10 protein-coding genes are annotated in these 15,305 nt (G+C 72.7%); 5 read left to right on the top strand and 5 right to left on the bottom strand.

The window, feature by feature from the left end:
* Positions 1 to 15: 15 nt before the first annotated feature.
* The 4 genes from ABZV42_RS29025 to ABZV42_RS29010 form a co-directional block, all read right to left on the bottom strand.
* Positions 16 to 1,767: an ABC transporter ATP-binding protein gene (locus ABZV42_RS29025; RefSeq protein ID WP_356054273.1), complete on the bottom strand. Its 1,752-nt coding sequence runs from the start codon at positions 1,765 to 1,767 to the stop codon at positions 16 to 18.
* The gene (locus ABZV42_RS29020) at positions 1,764 to 3,551 is read right to left on the bottom strand and encodes an ABC transporter ATP-binding protein (protein ID WP_356054271.1); all 1,788 of its coding nucleotides are present in this window, start codon (positions 3,549 to 3,551) and stop codon (positions 1,764 to 1,766) included. Before ABZV42_RS29020 ends, ABZV42_RS29025 begins: the two co-directional genes overlap by 4 nt.
* 64 nt (positions 3,552 to 3,615) lie before the next feature.
* The gene (locus ABZV42_RS29015) at positions 3,616 to 5,724 is read right to left on the bottom strand and encodes an ABC transporter ATP-binding protein (protein WP_356054269.1); all 2,109 of its coding nucleotides are present in this window, start codon (positions 5,722 to 5,724) and stop codon (positions 3,616 to 3,618) included.
* On the bottom strand, positions 5,721 to 7,634 hold the full coding sequence (locus ABZV42_RS29010) for an ABC transporter ATP-binding protein (protein WP_356054267.1): 1,914 nt from the start codon (positions 7,632 to 7,634) through the stop codon (positions 5,721 to 5,723). The genes ABZV42_RS29015 and ABZV42_RS29010 overlap by 4 nt, the downstream gene beginning before the upstream one ends.
* Before the next feature lie 207 nt (positions 7,635 to 7,841).
* Here ABZV42_RS29010 and ABZV42_RS29005 point away from each other — a divergent pair, with 207 nt between their 5' ends.
* From ABZV42_RS29005 to ABZV42_RS28990, 4 genes are read left to right on the top strand one after another with little or no spacing between them, the layout of a single operon-like run.
* Positions 7,842 to 8,744 carry an ABC transporter ATP-binding protein gene (locus tag ABZV42_RS29005; RefSeq protein WP_356054265.1) on the top strand — a complete coding sequence of 301 codons (903 nt, stop codon included), beginning with the start codon at positions 7,842 to 7,844 and terminating at the stop codon, positions 8,742 to 8,744.
* Positions 8,741 to 9,475 (top strand): ABC transporter permease, encoded by a 735-nt coding sequence (locus ABZV42_RS29000; RefSeq protein ID WP_355983455.1) that lies wholly within the window; start codon positions 8,741 to 8,743, stop codon positions 9,473 to 9,475. The genes ABZV42_RS29005 and ABZV42_RS29000 overlap by 4 nt, the downstream gene beginning before the upstream one ends.
* Positions 9,476 to 9,500: 25 nt before the next feature.
* Positions 9,501 to 10,766 (top strand): ATP-binding protein, encoded by a 1,266-nt coding sequence (locus ABZV42_RS28995; protein WP_356054263.1) that lies wholly within the window; start codon positions 9,501 to 9,503, stop codon positions 10,764 to 10,766.
* Positions 10,756 to 11,394, top strand: a complete 639-nt coding sequence (locus ABZV42_RS28990; RefSeq protein ID WP_355983453.1) for a response regulator transcription factor — start codon at positions 10,756 to 10,758, stop codon at positions 11,392 to 11,394. The genes ABZV42_RS28995 and ABZV42_RS28990 overlap by 11 nt, the downstream gene beginning before the upstream one ends.
* 33 nt (positions 11,395 to 11,427) lie before the next feature.
* Here the strand turns inward: ABZV42_RS28990 and glgX are convergent, their stop codons facing one another.
* Positions 11,428 to 13,749 (bottom strand): glycogen debranching protein GlgX, encoded by a 2,322-nt coding sequence (glgX, locus tag ABZV42_RS28985; RefSeq protein WP_356054261.1) that lies wholly within the window; start codon positions 13,747 to 13,749, stop codon positions 11,428 to 11,430.
* A 151-nt stretch (positions 13,750 to 13,900) separates the two neighbouring features.
* On the opposite strand from glgX, the gene ABZV42_RS28980 reads away from it, so the two are divergent.
* Positions 13,901 to 15,130, top strand: a complete 1,230-nt coding sequence (locus ABZV42_RS28980; RefSeq protein ID WP_355983451.1) for an Ig-like domain-containing protein — start codon at positions 13,901 to 13,903, stop codon at positions 15,128 to 15,130.
* Positions 15,131 to 15,305: the final 175 nt, after the last annotated feature.

Raw genomic sequence — 15,305 nt, 5'->3', positions numbered from 1 at the left:
GCCGCGGGACGCGAGTCAGCCGGCCCGCCCGTCCCCGTGCCAGGAGTGCCACAGCGCCGCGTACGGCCCCCCGGCCGCCACCAGTTCGTCGTGCGTGCCCAGTTCGGTGAGCCGGCCGTCCTCCATCACCGCCACCCGGTCGGCGTCGTGGGCGGTGTGCAGCCGGTGGGCGATCGCGATGACGGTCCGGCCCTCGAGCACGGTGGCCAGCGCCCGCTCCGTGTGCCGGGCGGTCGTCGGGTCGAGGAGTGCCGTGGCCTCGTCCAGAATCAAGGTGTGCGGGTCGGCGAGCACCACCCGCGCCAGCGCCAGCTGCTGGGCCCGTGAGCCGTCGACACGCAGGGCCTCCGGTCCCAGTTCGGTGTCCAGCCCGTCCGGGAGGTCCCCGGCCCAGTCGCCGGCGCCGACCGCCGCGAGTGCCGTCCACAACTCGGCGTCGGCGGCGCCCGGTTCGGCGATGAGCAGGTTGTCGCGGAGCGTGCCGAGGAACACATGATGCTCCTGCGTGACGAGGACGACGTGCCGGCGCAGCAGCTCCGGATCGAGGGCGACGACCGGCACCCCTCCGACCGTCACCGTCCCGCTGCCCGGAGCGTCGACCCCCGCCAGCAGCCTGCTCAGCGTGGTCTTCCCGGCGCCGGAGGGGCCCACGACGGCCAGCCGTTCCCCGGGCCGCACCGTCAGATCGACCCCGCGCAGCACCTCGCCGCCGCCGTCGTACGCGTACCGCACACCCGTCACGTCGATCCGGTCGTCCACCGGTACGGGGGAGCCCGCCGAGGCGGCCCGCGGCGCGCCGGCCAGACCCTCCACGCGCGCGAACGAGGCGCCGCTGCTCTGTAGTTGCTCGACCTGGTTCAGGATCTGGTCGAGCGGTTCGGCGAGCCGGTGCAGATACAGCGTCGCGGCGACCACGGTGCCGAGGCTCAGCGTGCCCCGGGCGTGCAGCGCGCCGCCCACCAGGAGGACGGCCACGACCGGCACGGCGTACGAGATCTCCACGGCCGGGAAGAACACGCTGCGCAGGAACAGCGTCCGCATCCGGGTGACCCGGGAGACCTCCAGCGCGTCCCGGCTCGCCCGGATCCGGAGCGCGCGCAGCCCGAACGCCTCCACCGTGCGGGCGCCGGACGCGGTGGCCGCGAGGATCTCGGCGACCTCCGAAGTGGCCGCTCCCTGGGCGAGGTAGGCGGCGCGCGCCCGGCGCAGATACCAGCGCAGCGCGAACCCGATCCCGGCCAGCCCGAGCACCCCGCAGGCGCCGAGCAGCGGGTCGATGACGAAGACGGCGACGAGGACGAACAGCGCCTGCGCTCCGGAGATCAGCAGCTGCGGCCCCGTGTCGCGCAGGGTGGTGCCCACCGCCGTGACGTCGGCGGTGCCGCGTGCGGTCAGATCGCCGGTGCCCGCCCGTTCCACGACCGACGTGGGCAGCGTCAGCGTCCGCTCCACGAACTCCTCCCGCACCCGCGCGAGGGTCCGCTCGCCGAAGCGGTACCCCACGTAACCGGCCCAGCGCGACAGCAGGAGCTGGACCAGAGCGGCCACGAGGATGACGAGCGCCGGCCCGTCCACCGCCTCGACACCGGCGCCGTCGCGCACGTCGTCGATCATCCTCCCGAGCAGCCAGGGGCCGACCAGGCCGGCCGCGGCGGCCAGCGCGTTCAGGGCGAGCACGGCGGCGAACACCCGCCCGTCCGCCCGGATCAGCCGCCCGGCCGCCCGTCGCACCTCGGCGCGCCCCGCCACCGGCAGTTGGACCGTCACAGCACGACCTCCTCGTCCACGCCCGCCACGGGACCCGCCTCCACGCCGTCACCCGTCCCGCCGTCACCCGCCCCGGCGTCCTCGTCCGGCTCCGTGTCGCGGGCCACCAGCGACCGGTATCCCGGTTCCGTCCGCAGGAGTTCGCGATGGGTGCCGGTGGCCGCGGCCTTGCCGTCGACGAGGAAGCAGACGCTGTCCGCGTGGTCCAGCACGAGCGGCGACGTGCTGGTGACGACGGTCGTACGGCCCGTGCGGGCGACGCGCAGCCGGGCCGCGACCGTCGCCTCGGTGTGGGCGTCGAGCGCCGAGGTCGGTTCGAGGGCGAGCAGCACCTCGGGGTCCGCGAGGAGCGCGCGCACGAGCCGGACCCGCTGCCGCTGTCCGCCGGACAGGTTCCGGCCCTGGGCGTCGAGGGGGGTGTCGAGGCCGCCCGGCAGCCCGAGGACGATGTCGTCGGCGGCGGCCGCGCGCACGGCCCGGCCGATGGCCTCCTCGTCGGGTTCGCGGCGCGCCCGGACCGCCTCGCGCAGGGTGCCGGTGAACAGGTCGGCCTCGTTGTCGGCGACCAGGATGCGCTCGCGCACCTGGGGCAGGGCGACCTCGTCGAGCCGTACGCCGCCCCAGGTCACGTCCGACGAGGAGTACCTCCCGAGCCGGTCGGCCACGGCCGCGGACTGTTCGGGGCGGGCCCCGGCCAGCACGGTCAGCCTCCCCGGGACCACCCGGACCCCGGACTCCGGATCGTGCAGCACGGCCGGGGAGTCCGGGGCGTCCCGCGCGTCCGGGGCGGAGGCCGCGGGCTCCAGGGACAGGAACCGTACGACGCGCCGCGCGGCGACCACGGCCCGGGAGAGTTCGTAGGCGCAGTCGATGAAGAAGTACACCGGCAGGACGAGCACCGCGACATAGCCGTACACGGACACCAGCTGGCCGATGGTGATCTCTCCCTGGGCGGCCAGCCGGGCCGCGAGCCAGGTCACCGCGGCCAGCAGGACGGAGGGCAGCCCCATGCCCAGCGCCTGGATCCAGCTGGTCACCGCGCCGACCCGGTAGCCCTGTTCGCGCAGCTTCCGCGAGTCGCGGCGGAACCCCTCCGCGAACAGCCCCTTGCCGCCGAGACCGTTCAGGACACGCAGACCGCCCGCGAGGTCTCCGATGCGCGAGGTCAGGACCGACTGCCGTTCGCGATACCCCGTCTCGGTCCCCTGGAGCCGGACCGTGAGCGGCCCGACGAGCCCGGCCGTCAGCGGCACCCCGAGCAGGATCACCACGGTGAGCTGTACCGAGACCGGCAGCAGCAGCGCGGCCACCACGCCGTAGGTGACGATCGCGGCCAGACCGGGCCCGACGACCGTCAGCGACATGCTGATCGTGTCCACGTCCCGGACACCGACCGTGACGATCTCACCCGTGCCGATCTGCCGCGAGAGCGCCGCGCCGAGCCGGGCCGCGTGCTCGACCACGAGTTTGACCGTACGGAAGTTGGCGTCCATCCGGACCTTGGTCATCGTGCGGTGCCGTGCGACTCCCAGACCGGCGTTGAACGCCCCGATGGCGAGCACGGCGGCCGTCCAGCCTGCCAGCGCCGCTCCGTCGCCCGGCTCCAGCCCGTCGTCGATCGCCCGGGACAGCAGATACGGCGTCAGTGCCGTCAGTCCCATCCACACGGTGGAGATCACCGCCCCGGTGACCGACCGGTGCGCCTGCCGGGTGACCAGCCACCACAGGAACCGCCAGCCGCCCCGGCGGTCCGGGGTTCCCGGATCCGCGTACGTGTCGATCATCGGTCTTCTTCCGCCACTTCGCCCGCTCCTCCGTCCGGCCCGAGGCCCCCGCACCCGTCCGCTGTCAGACGAGGCTGTCGCGCCATGCCTTGTGCAGATCCGCGAACCGGCCGGTACCCGCGACGAGTTCGTCGGGTGTGCCGTCCTCGACGACCCGCCCGTGCTCCATCACCAGCACCCGGTCGGCGATCGCCACCGTCGACAGCCGGTGCGCGATGACCACCGCCGTACGCCCCCGCAGCACCGTCGACATGGCGCGCTGCACCGCCCGCTCGCCCGGGATGTCCAGGGAGCTGGTCGCCTCGTCGAGGATCAGGACGGCCGGGTCGGCGAGCAGGGCCCGCGCGAAGGCGACGAGCTGACGCTGGCCCGCGGAGATGCGGCCGCCGCGCTTGCGTACGTCCGTGTCGTAGCCGTCGGGCAGGGCGCTGATGAAATCGTGCGCGCCGATCGCCTTCGCCGCCCGCTCGATCTCCTCGCGGGACGCCTCGGGGCGGCCGATCGCGATGTTCTCGGCGACCGTGCCGGAGAACAGGAACGCCTCCTGGGTCACCATCACGACCCCGCGCCGCAGTTCGGGCACCGGCAGCTCGCGCAGATCGACGCCGTCGAGCAGGACCCGTCCCTCGGAGGGGTCGTAGAACCGGGCCAGCAGCTTGGCCAGGGTCGACTTGCCGGCGCCGGTCGAGCCGACCACGGCCACCGTCTGTCCGGCGGTCAGCGTCAGCGAGAAGGAGGGCAGGACCTCACCGCCGGTGCGGTACGCGAAGCGGACCCCGTCGAACACGACCTCGCGGCCGGGGTGTTCGGAGGCCAGGGCGGGCAGCTGCCGGGGCACCGAGGGCTCCGGCACGGTCGGTGTCTGGGCCAGCAGCCCGGCGATCTTCTCGAGCGAGGCCGCCGCGGACTGGTAGGAGTTCAGGAACATGCCGAGGCGGTCGATGGGGTCGTAGAGCCTGCGCAGGTAGAGGACCGCCGCGGCGAGCACTCCGAGCGCCAGCGAACCCGACGCCACCCGGTAGGCGCCCCACAGCACGATGCCCGCGACCGCCGTGTTGGCGACGAGGCGGGAGCCCACGACATAGCGGGCCATCTCCAGCAGGGCGTCGCCGTTCGTCCTCTCGTGCCGTCCGTTGAGTACCCCGAACTCGGCCTCGTTGGCGGCCTCCCGGCGGAACGCGCGCACCGGCCGGATGCCGTTCATCGTCTCCGCGAACTTCACGATCACCGCGGCGATCGTCGTCGACCGTACGGCGAAGATCTTGCCGGCACGGCGCTGGTAGCGGCGGATGAGCAGATACAGCGGCACGAAGGAGACCACCGCGACCGCGCCGAGGCCGGCGTCGAGCCAGAGCAGCATCGCCGAGATGTAGACGAAGGACAGGATGACGGTGACGAGTTCCTGGAGCCCCTCGCTGAGCAGTTCGCGCAGCGACTCGACGTCCGTCGTGGAGCGGGAGATCAGCCGGCCCGAGGTGTAGCGCTCGTGGAAGTCGACGCTGAGCGCCTGGGCGTGCCGGAAGATCCGGCCGCGCAGATCGAGCAGCACGTCCTGGTTGACCCGGGCCGAGGCGATGATGAAGGCGTACTGGAGGACGCCGGAGACCGCCGCGCACAGCAGGTAGACGACGCCGACGACGATCAGCGGCCCGTGGTCGTCCTGCCGGAACGCCGGTACGGCACGGTCGATGGCGTACGCCACCAGCAGCGGGCCCGCCTGTACGGCGGCCTGCTGGAGCAGCAGCAGAACGGTGGTCAGGGCCACCCGGGCCCTGAGCGGGGCGAGCAGCGAGCGCAGGAGCGTCGCGGTCGCGCCCGGGGGAGCGGGCAGGGTGTCGTGGTCGAAGGGGTCCTGGTACGCCTCGGGTTCCGGGACCGCCCGTCCCTTCCGCCGTGGACCACCCGGCCCGTCGTCCGGGCCGGTGCCGGTGCCTTCGTCCTGGCCTGCGTCCGGCCCGCCGCCGGGACCGCTGCCCGTTCCCTGGCCGGGACCGCTGCCCGTCGTCTTGCCGGCGCCGGTGTCCGTTCCCTCGCCGGGACCTCCGCCCGTTCCTCCGCGTGTGCCTCCGCCGGTTCCGGAGTGCGTTCCGGAGTGCGTTCCTCTGCCTGTTCCGGTGTCCGGTTCCTCGTTCGGTTCCTTGTCCGGCGCGGTGGTCGTGGGTGCCGCGGTCATCGGCCGTCCTCCTCTGCACCCGACATCAGGTGGGCGTATTCGGCGTGGGTGCGCAGCAGTTCGTGGTGGGTGCCGACCGCCGCGACCCGGCCGTCCGAGATCAGGGCCACCCGGTCGGCCAGCAGAACGGTGGACGGGCGGTGCGCCACGATCAGCGCGGTCGTCTCCGCGAGCACCCGGCGCAGCGCGGCCTCGACCGCCGCCTCGGTGTGGACGTCCAGTGCCGACAGCGGGTCGTCGAGCACCAGGAAGCGCGGGCGGCCGACCACCGCGCGGGCCAGCGCGAGCCGCTGCCGCTGTCCGCCGGAGAGGCTGTGGCCCTGTTCGCCGACCTGCGTCCGGGTGCCCTGGGGCAGCGCGTGCGCGAAGTCGGCCTGTGCGACGGCGAGGGCGCGGTCCAGCTCCACGCGTCCGGCGGTTTCGGGGCCGCCCATCAGGACGTTCTCGCCGACGGTGGCCGAGAAGAGGGTGGGTTCCTCGAAGGCGACGGCGACGAGCTCGCGCAGTTCCTCGCGTGGCATGTCGGTGATGTCCCGGCCGTCCAGGGTGATCCGGCCGGACGTCACCTCGTGCAGCCGGGGGACGAGCGCGGTGAGGGTCGTCTTGCCGGTGCCGGTGGCGCCGACGAGCGCCATGCTCTCGCCGGGTCTGACGTGCAGGTCGATGCGGGCCAGCACGGGCGGCGAGTCGGCCGGGGCGTCGGGATAGCGGAACGCGACACCGTGGAAACGCAGTCCGCCCTCACCGTCGCCCGGTTCGATCGCGGCCTCGGCGGCCGGTGTGCCCGCGGGGTCTGCGGGGTCTGCGGGGCGCGCGACCGAGGGGTCTGCGGCCGGCGTACCCGTGTCGCCCGACGCGACCGGATCGTCCGATGTGACCGTGTCGCCCGACTTGACCGCGCCGTCCGACTCCGCCGTCGCGTGCATGACTTCGAAGTACCGCTCCGTGGCCGTCCCCGCCTCCTGGCTCATCGCGAGGAGGAAGCCGATCGAGTCGACGGGCCAGCGCAGCGCGAGCGCGGTCGACAGGAAGGCGACCAGCGTGCCGGCGGACAGACGCCCGTCGGCGACCTGGACCGTGCCGAGGACGAGGGCGGCGCCGATCGCGAACTCGGGCAGCGTGACGATGACACCCCAGATGGAGGCCAGCAGCCGGGCCTTGACCAGCTCCGTGCCGCGCAGGGTCCTGGACAGCTCGCGGAACGCGCGCGCCTGACTGCGGTGGCGCCCGAACCCCTTGATGATCCGGATGCCGAGCACACTCTCCTCGACCACCGTCGTCAGGTCGCCGACCTGGTCCTGTGCCCGCCGCGCCACCTCCGAATAGCGCCGCTCGAAGAGCCAGCAGACGATCATGATGGGGACGGCGGGGGCGAGGATCACCAGCCCGAGGGTCCACTGCTGGGCCAGCATGATGGCGATGCCCGCGAGGATCGTCACGCCGTTCACCAGCAGGAAGGTCAGCGGGAACGCCAGGAACATGCGGACCAGCATCAGATCGGTGGTCGCCCGGGACAGCAGCTGGCCCGACGCCCAGCGGTCGTGGAAGGCGACCGGCAGGCGTTGCAGATGGCGGTACAGATCGGCCCGCATGCCCGCCTCGACCCCGGCCAGCGGGCGGGCCACCAGCCATCGGCGCAGCCCGAACAGACCGGCCTCGGCGATGCCGAGCAGCAGCAGATACAGCGCCCCGAGCCATACACCCGCCGGGTCGTGCCCGGCGACCGGACCGTCCACCATCCACTTCAGGATCAGCGGGAACACGAGCGAGAGACAGGACGCGACCACCGCGACAGCCGCCGCGCCGAACAGCCGCGCCCGCACCGGGCGTACATACGGCCACAGGCGCAGCAGGCTGCGTACGGTCGAACGGGCGGGGTGCTCCGGGGCGGCTGTATCGGGTGTGGTCATCATCAGCGAGCCTACGTTTCACCACTGACAGTGCCCACCGAGTTTTCGGCGCACCTGAACCGTTCGAAGGGGACGGGGCGGGCCCGGGGCCACCCCCTGGGCGCCGGACGTCCTGCGGGTCGTACCGCCGCATCAACCGATCGGCTGATGCCGTTCCGAGCGCGATGGCCGATGTGACGGCGGGGGCCCCGCTGGGACTCTCGGAGCATGTCAGTCATCGAAGTGAGCGGACTGCGCAAGTCCTACAGCGGCCGGGCCGTCGTCGACGATGTCTCCTTTACCGTCGAGGAGGGCGAGATCTTCGGCATCCTCGGCCCGAACGGCGCCGGCAAGACCACCACCGTGGAATGCGTCGAGGGGCTGCGGGTCCCCGACGCCGGACGCGTCCGGGTCGCCGGCCTCGACCCCTTCGCGGACCACGAGGCCACCAGCCGTGTACTCGGCGCCCAGCTCCAGGAGAGCGAGCTCCAGCCGAAGCTCACCGTGCGCGAGGCACTGGAGCTGTACTCCGCGTTCTACCCGAACCCCGCCGACTGGCGCCCGCTGGCCGAACGCCTAGGTCTGGCCGGCCGGCTCGGTACCGGCTTCGGCAAGCTGTCCGGCGGCCAGAAGCAGCGGCTGTTCATCGCGCTCGCGCTCATCGGCGGCCCGCGCGTGGTCGTGCTCGACGAGCTGACCACCGGGCTCGACCCGCGGGCCCGCCGCGACACCTGGGAGCTCATCGAGGACGTCCGCGCCCAGGGCGTCACCGTCCTGCTGGTCACACACTTCATGGAGGAGGCGCAGCGGCTGTGCGACCGGATCGCGGTCATCGACAAGGGGCGCGTGGCCGCCCTGGACACCCCGGCCGGTCTGATCCGCCGCTCCGCCGGTTCCACCGTCATCAGCTTCACCCCGTCCACGCCGCTGGACGAGCGTGACCTGGCGGCGCTCCCCGCGCTCGCGTCCGTCGAGCACAAGGACGGCCGCGTCACCCTGTCCGGCACCGACGAGACCGTGAACGCGGTCATCACCCTGCTCGCCCGGCACCGCGTCACCGCCCACCAACTCCGCGTCACCGAGGCCACCCTGGACGACGCGTTCCTGGACCTTACGGAGGTCACCGCATGAACACCGTAGTCCTGCGTGCCGAGTTGCGGCTCTTCCGGCGTGAACCGGGCGCTCTCTTCTGGGTCCTGGTCTTCCCGACCCTGCTTCTGGTGATCCTGGGCTCCGTGCCGGCCCTCCGCCACCACCGCCCCGAACTGGGCGGCCTGCGCACGATCGACGCCTACGTCCCGATCGCCGTGCTGCTCGGCCTGATCGTCGGCGGCTTGCAGTCGATGCCGCAGAACCTCACCGGTTACCGCGAACGCGGCATCCTGCGCCGGATGTCCACCACGCCGGTACGGCCGTCCGCCCTGCTGTCCGCGCAGATGCTGGTCCACGGCGCCGCGGCCCTGCTCTCCGCCCTGTGCGTGCTCGTCGTAGGCCGTCTCGCCTTCGCCGTACGCCTTCCCCGGCAGCCGTACGGCTATCTTCTCGCCCTGCTCCTCGCGGTCCTGGCCGCGCTCGCCCTGGGCGCGGTGGTCTCCGCGCTGTCCCGGACGACGAAGATCGCCGGGGCGATCGGATCGGCCGTGTTCTTCCCGATGATGTTCTGCGCGGGCGTGTGGCTCCCGGTGCAGTCCATGCCGCACACCCTCGCCCGGATCGTCGGCTGCACACCGTTCGGCGCCGCGGCGCAGGCCCTGAACCGGGCGGCGGCGGGGAACTGGCCGGGCTGGACGCACCTGGGAGTGATGGTGGCCTGGACCGTGCTGCTGACGGCGGGCGCCGCCCGCTGGTTCCGGTGGGAGTAGGGGCGGGCCGGTGCAGACTGGTGACATGAGCGCGGGGGACGGGCAGATCGAGCGACGCCTGGAGCAACTGCACACCTGGGGGCCGTACGGTCTGCTCGGCATCAGCGTCGTCCTGGCACTCGTCAGCGCCGGCCAGGTGGACGGCGCCGTCGAGTGGGAGACGGACACGGGTCTGGTCGTGGCCGCGATCGTGCTCCAGCTGTGGTGGCACGGCACCCGCTCCCGCCGCCCCGCCCGCGGCAGGGTCCCCTCCCGGGCCGGGACGGCGTACTACGTCATCCGCTGGGCGATCGCCTTCACGCTCACCCTGAGCAGCGGCTTCTTCGCGTTCTACGCCTCCGCCGGATACATGGACGCCGACGAACTGATCCCGGGCATGTGGCGCAGACTCGGGCTCTTCGCGAGCGCGATCACTGTGGCGGGCGCGCAGTGCGGCGGGCTGCCGCCGCGGAGCGCCGCCCAGTGGGCCGCGTTCGGCGCGCTGGTGGCCGCCAACTCCGGTCTCCAGACGGTCGTCGCCCACCTCACCGAGCAGGAGGAACGACGCTCCGGCGAACGTGCCGAGACCATCTCGGAACTCGAACGCACCAACACCGCGCTTCAGCAGGCCCTCGACGAGAACGTCGCCCTGCACGCCCAACTCCTCGTCCAGGCGCGGGAGGCCGGGGTGGCCGAGGAGCGCCGCCGGCTGGCCGCCGAGATCCACGACACCATCGCCCAGGGCCTGACCGGCGTCATCGCCCAGCTCCAGGTGGTGGCGAACGCCCCCGACCTCGCCGTCGCCCGCGTCCACCTCGAACGTGCCTCGGGGCTCGCCCGTCACAGCCTCGGCGAGGCCCGCCGCTCGGTGCACAACCTGGCCCCGGTGGCGCTGGCGGACGACGGTCTGCCGGAGGCGCTGAAGAAGACGGTCGCCGAGTGGGGCGAACGCATTGGCATACGCGCCGAGTTCACCGTCACCGGCGCCAGCGAGCAGCTCCACGACGAGGTCGCGGCCACCCTCCTGCGCATCGCCCAGGAAGCCCTGTCCAACACCGCGCGGCACGCGGCGGCCACCCGGGTCGGGGTGACGCTGAGCTTCATGGGCGAGGAGATCACCCTCGACGTCCGCGACGACGGCCGCGGCTTCGACCCGATCGCCGTCCCCGCCCGTACCGGCTCCGGCGGATTCGGCCTCGACGGCATGCGCGCCCGCGCCGAACGCATCGCCGGCCACCTCGCCGTGGAGTCCGAACCCGGCCACGGCACGGCGCTCTCGGCTCGCGTACCGTTGGTACGCCATGACCGATGACGCCTGTATCTCGCTGCTGATCGTCGACGATCATCCCGTCGTACGCGACGGCCTGCGCGGCATGTTCGAGTCCGCGCCCGGCTTCTCGGTCGTCGGCGAGGCGGTGAACGGGACCGAGGCGGTCGAGCGGGCCGCCGTCCTGGACCCGGACGTGATCCTGATGGACCTGCGCATGCCGGGCGGCGGGGGAGTGGACGCCATCGCCGAACTGACCCGGCGCCGCGCCCGCGCCCGGGTCCTCGTCCTCACCACGTACGACACCGACTCCGACACCCTGCCCGCGATCGAGGCGGGTGCCACCGGCTATCTGCTCAAGGACGCGCCCCGCGACGACCTGTTCACGGCGGTCAGGGCCGCGGCCCAGGGCCGGACCGTCCTGTCCCCGGCCGTCGCCTCCCGGCTGGTCTCGGCCGTGCGCGCGCCCGCCTCCGCCGAGTCCCTCTCGGCCCGCGAACGCGAGGTGCTGGTCCTGGTGGCCAGGGGCACCTCCAACCGCGAGATCGCCCGCGAACTGTTCATCAGTGAGGCGACCGTGAAGACCCATCTCACGCACGTGTACGGCAAGTTGGGGGTCAAGGACCGCGCGGCGGCGGTGGCGACGGCGTACGAGCGAGGCATCCTCGGCTGACCCGGACACGCTCCGGCCGCCGAGTCCGCGCTCTCAGCGCACCCTCAGCAGCAGCACGGACCGCGACGGCACCGTGATCGCCGTGCCCGCCCGGTGCGTGAGCGCGGGTGTCTCGGCCTGGTCCTCGCGCGAGGTGTCCACGACCACCTCGTAACCGGCGGCCCAGGGCGCCCCCGGCAGCTCGAAGGAGGCCGGCCGGTCCCCGGCGTGCAGCACGGCGAGGAAGCTGTCGTCGACGACGGGGGCGCCCCGCGCGTCCCGGCCGGGGATGTCACGCCCCGACAGATACATGCCGAGGATCGCGGCGGGCGCGTACCAGTCCCGTTCCGTCATCTCCGTGCCCCGCGAGGTGAACCAGGCCAGGTCCCGCAGCCCGTCCGCCGAATGGGCCCGCCCGGAGAAGAACGCCCGGCGGCGCAGCACCGGATGCGCGTGCCGCAGGGCGATCAGACGGGACGTCAGCTCGAACAGGGACCGCCAGCCCGGGTCCTCCAGCTGCGACCAGTCGACCCAGCTGATCTCGTTGTCCTGGCAGTAAGCGTTGTTGTTGCCCCGCTGGGTGCGCCCGAACTCGTCCCCTGCGACCAGCATCGGCACGCCCGTCGACAGCAGCAGCGTCGTCAGCAGGTTCCTCAGCTGGCGCCGCCGCAGCGCCCGCAGCCCCTCGTCCTCGCTCTCGCCCTCCCTCCCGCCGTTCCAGGCCCGGTTGTCGTCGGTGCCGTCCCGGTTGCCCTCGCCGTTCGCCTCGTTGTGCTTGCGCTCGTACGACACCAGGTCACGCAGGGTGAAGCCGTCGTGCGCGGTCACGAAGTTGACGGAGGCGTAGGGCCGCCGGCCGCCCCAGGCGTACAGGTCGCTCGACCCGGACAGCCGGTAGCCCAGGTCCCGTACGTCGGGCAGCGCCCCGCGCCAGAAGTCCCGGACGGCGTTGCGGTAGCGGTCGTTCCACTCCGTCCACAGGGGCGGGAAGGCGCCGACCTGGTAGCCGCCGGAGCCCACGTCCCACGGTTCGGCGATCAGCTTGACCCGGCGCAGCACCGGATCCTGGGCGATGACGGCGAGGAACGGGGACAGCATGTCGACGTCGTGCATGGACCGGGCCAGGGCCGCCGCCAGGTCGAAGCGGAAGCCGTCGACGCCCATCTCGGTGACCCAGTAGCGCAGCGAGTCCGTGATGAGCCGCAGCACCTGCGGCTGCACGACGTGCAGGGTGTTGCCGCACCCCGTGTAGTCGGCGTAGCGGCGGGCGTCCGACTGGAGCCGGTAGTACCCCCGGTTGTCGATGCCGCGCAGCGACAGCATCGGGCCGAGCTCGCCCGCCTCCGCGGTGTGGTTGTAGACCACGTCGAGGATGACCTCGATGCCCGCCGCGTGCAGCGCGCGCACCATCCGCTTGAACTCGCCGACCTGCTGGCCGGTCGTGCCGGAGGCGGCGTAGCCGGCGTGCGGGGCGAAGTAGCCGATCGAGTTGTAGCCCCAGTAGTTCTTCAGGCCCCGGCGCAGCAGGTGGTCCTCGTGCGCGAACTGGTGCACCGGCAGCAGCTCCACCGCCGTCACCCCGAGGTTCACCAGGTGCTCGATCGCGGCGGGGTGCGCCAGTCCCGCGTAGGTGCCGCGCAGTTCCTCGGGAATCCCCGGGTGCAGACGGGTGAATCCTCGGACGTGCAGTTCGTAGATGACCGAGTCCGCCCAGGGGGTCTTCGGGCGGTGGTCGTCCGACCAGTCGTCGTCGTCCTGCACGACGACGCCCTTGGGGACCAGGGGCGCCGAGTCGCGGTCGTCGCGCACGGTGTCGGCGACCTGCTGCTGGGGCCAGTCGCGGACGTGCCCGTACACCTCGGGAGGCAGGCTGAAGTCGCCGTCCACGGCGCGGGCGTACGGGTCGAGGAGCAGCTTCGCCGGGTTCCAGCGGGCGCCGGTCCACGGATCCCAGCGGCCGTGCACCCGGAAGCCGTAGCGGCGTCCGGGGAACACTCCGGGGACGAAGCCGTGCCAGATCTCGTGGGTGAGTTCGGTGAGCGGGACGCGTGTCTCGGCGCCCTCCTCGTCGAAGAGGCACAGGTCGACGGCCTCCGCACCGCCCGCCCACAGCGCGAAGTTGGTGCCCGTGGTGCCGTCGGGGCCCACCCTGAAGCGCGCTCCGAGCGGTGTCGGGGCACCCGGCCAGGCGGCGACGGGAGGCGCCGCCTGATGCCGTGAGCCGTTCAGCGCGGGTGCGGCCGGCTCCACCGCCGCGTCCGCGACGGCGGGTGCGGCGGCGGGTGGCCCCGCCGGGTCCGTGACGGTCTGCGCGGGCAGCCCGCCGCCCGCGGCGCGTCCCTCGTGGACCGCCTCCTGCTCGGGTGCGCTCGACACCGGTCAGCCTCCCACGGCTCGTGGAACGGCACGGAAAAGGGTGCACGGCGTCCCGGCCGCGGCTCCTTGGCGCGTCGTCCTCCCCACTGTTCTGCCCAGAGCGTGGCTCGCACTCACGTTTCCCGGGAGGGGCGGCGTCGTTGGGTCCCTTGTGAAGCACGTACAGACGCGCGCGCGGCGCGCAGGGGCCGCGCTGGCCGCCGTACTGACCTGGGCCGGTCTGCTGGCCGGAGCCTCCGGCTGCACCTCCGGCGGGATCTCGGACGGGATCGGGGAGGCATTCGGCAAACCACGCTCGCCCGAGGACGCCATCCACGTCTCGCCCGACGACAACAGCAAGGGCGTACGCCCTGAGGAGGCGCTGCTGGTACGGGTGCCCGGCGGGCGCCTGGAGTCCGTGAAGGTCGTCAGGTCCCAGGACGCCGAGGAGTCACCGGTACCGGGGCGGATCAGCGAGGACGGCCTGTCCTGGAAACCGGACGGAGCCCGGCTCGCCCTGGCCGCCAAGTACACCGTGGACGCGGTGGCCCTGGACGGCGGCGGACACCGCTCGGCACGCCACACCACGTTCACGACGGCCGTCCCCGACGAGCGGTTCATCGGATACGTCACTCCGGAGGACCGCTCCGTCGTGGGCACCGGAATGATCGTCTCCCTCGAATTCAACCGGGAGATCAGGAATCGGGCCGCCGTCGAGCGCGCCATCCACGTCGAGGCCCGCCCGGCGGTCGAGATCCGCGCCCACTGGTTCGGCGGCGGCCGCGTCGACTTCCGTCCCGAGCGGTACTGGAAGCCGGGCACGAAGGTCACCGTGGCGCTGCGGCTGCGCGACGTCGAAGGGGCACCAGGGGTCTACGGACTCCAGTCCAGGACCTTCTCGTTCACCGTCGGCCGCGACCAGACGTCCCTCGTCGACGCCCGCGCCCACACCATGGAGGTGCGCCGCGACGGCCACCTCCTCGCCACGGTGCCGATCACGGCCGGGGCACCGAAGACGACGACGTACAACGGGAAGATGGTCGTCACCGAGATGCTCGAAGTGACCCGGATGAACAGCCGGACCGTCGGCTTCGGCGGCGAGTACGACATCCCCGACGTTCCGCACGCGATGCGTCTGACCGACTCCGGGACCTTCCTGCACGGCAACTACTGGGCGCCGGACGCCTTCGGCAACACCAACGTGAGCCACGGCTGCGTGGGTCTGCGGGACGTGAAGGGCGGCGGTTCCGACACTCCGGCGGGCTGGTTCTTCGACCGCAGCCTCGTCGGGGACGTCATCGAGGTCGTCCACAGCAAGGACAGGACGGTCGCCCCCGACAACGGACTCGGCGGCTGGAACATGGGCTGGAAGGACTGGAAATCGGGTGGAGCGGTGAAGTAGCCCGATATACGGGTATGTGCACAACGGGCTCCAGTCGCGCCCCGTACGGCCGAAGTTGGGACTGAACGGTGACCTTCCCGGGGATCCATCGCTCCTGGTCGTGTGATTAATTAGCGCGATACGCGCGTGGGACGCGCTGGAGTGCGGGCCTGATCAGGCCGTGCGAGGGGAGAGA

It is taken from the genome of Streptomyces sp. NPDC005281, from assembly GCF_040607495.1.
Taxonomy (GTDB): domain Bacteria; phylum Actinomycetota; class Actinomycetes; order Streptomycetales; family Streptomycetaceae; genus Streptomyces.
The sequence above is the reverse complement of the archived record's forward strand: the minus strand, read 5'-3'. Positions and strand labels throughout refer to the sequence as shown.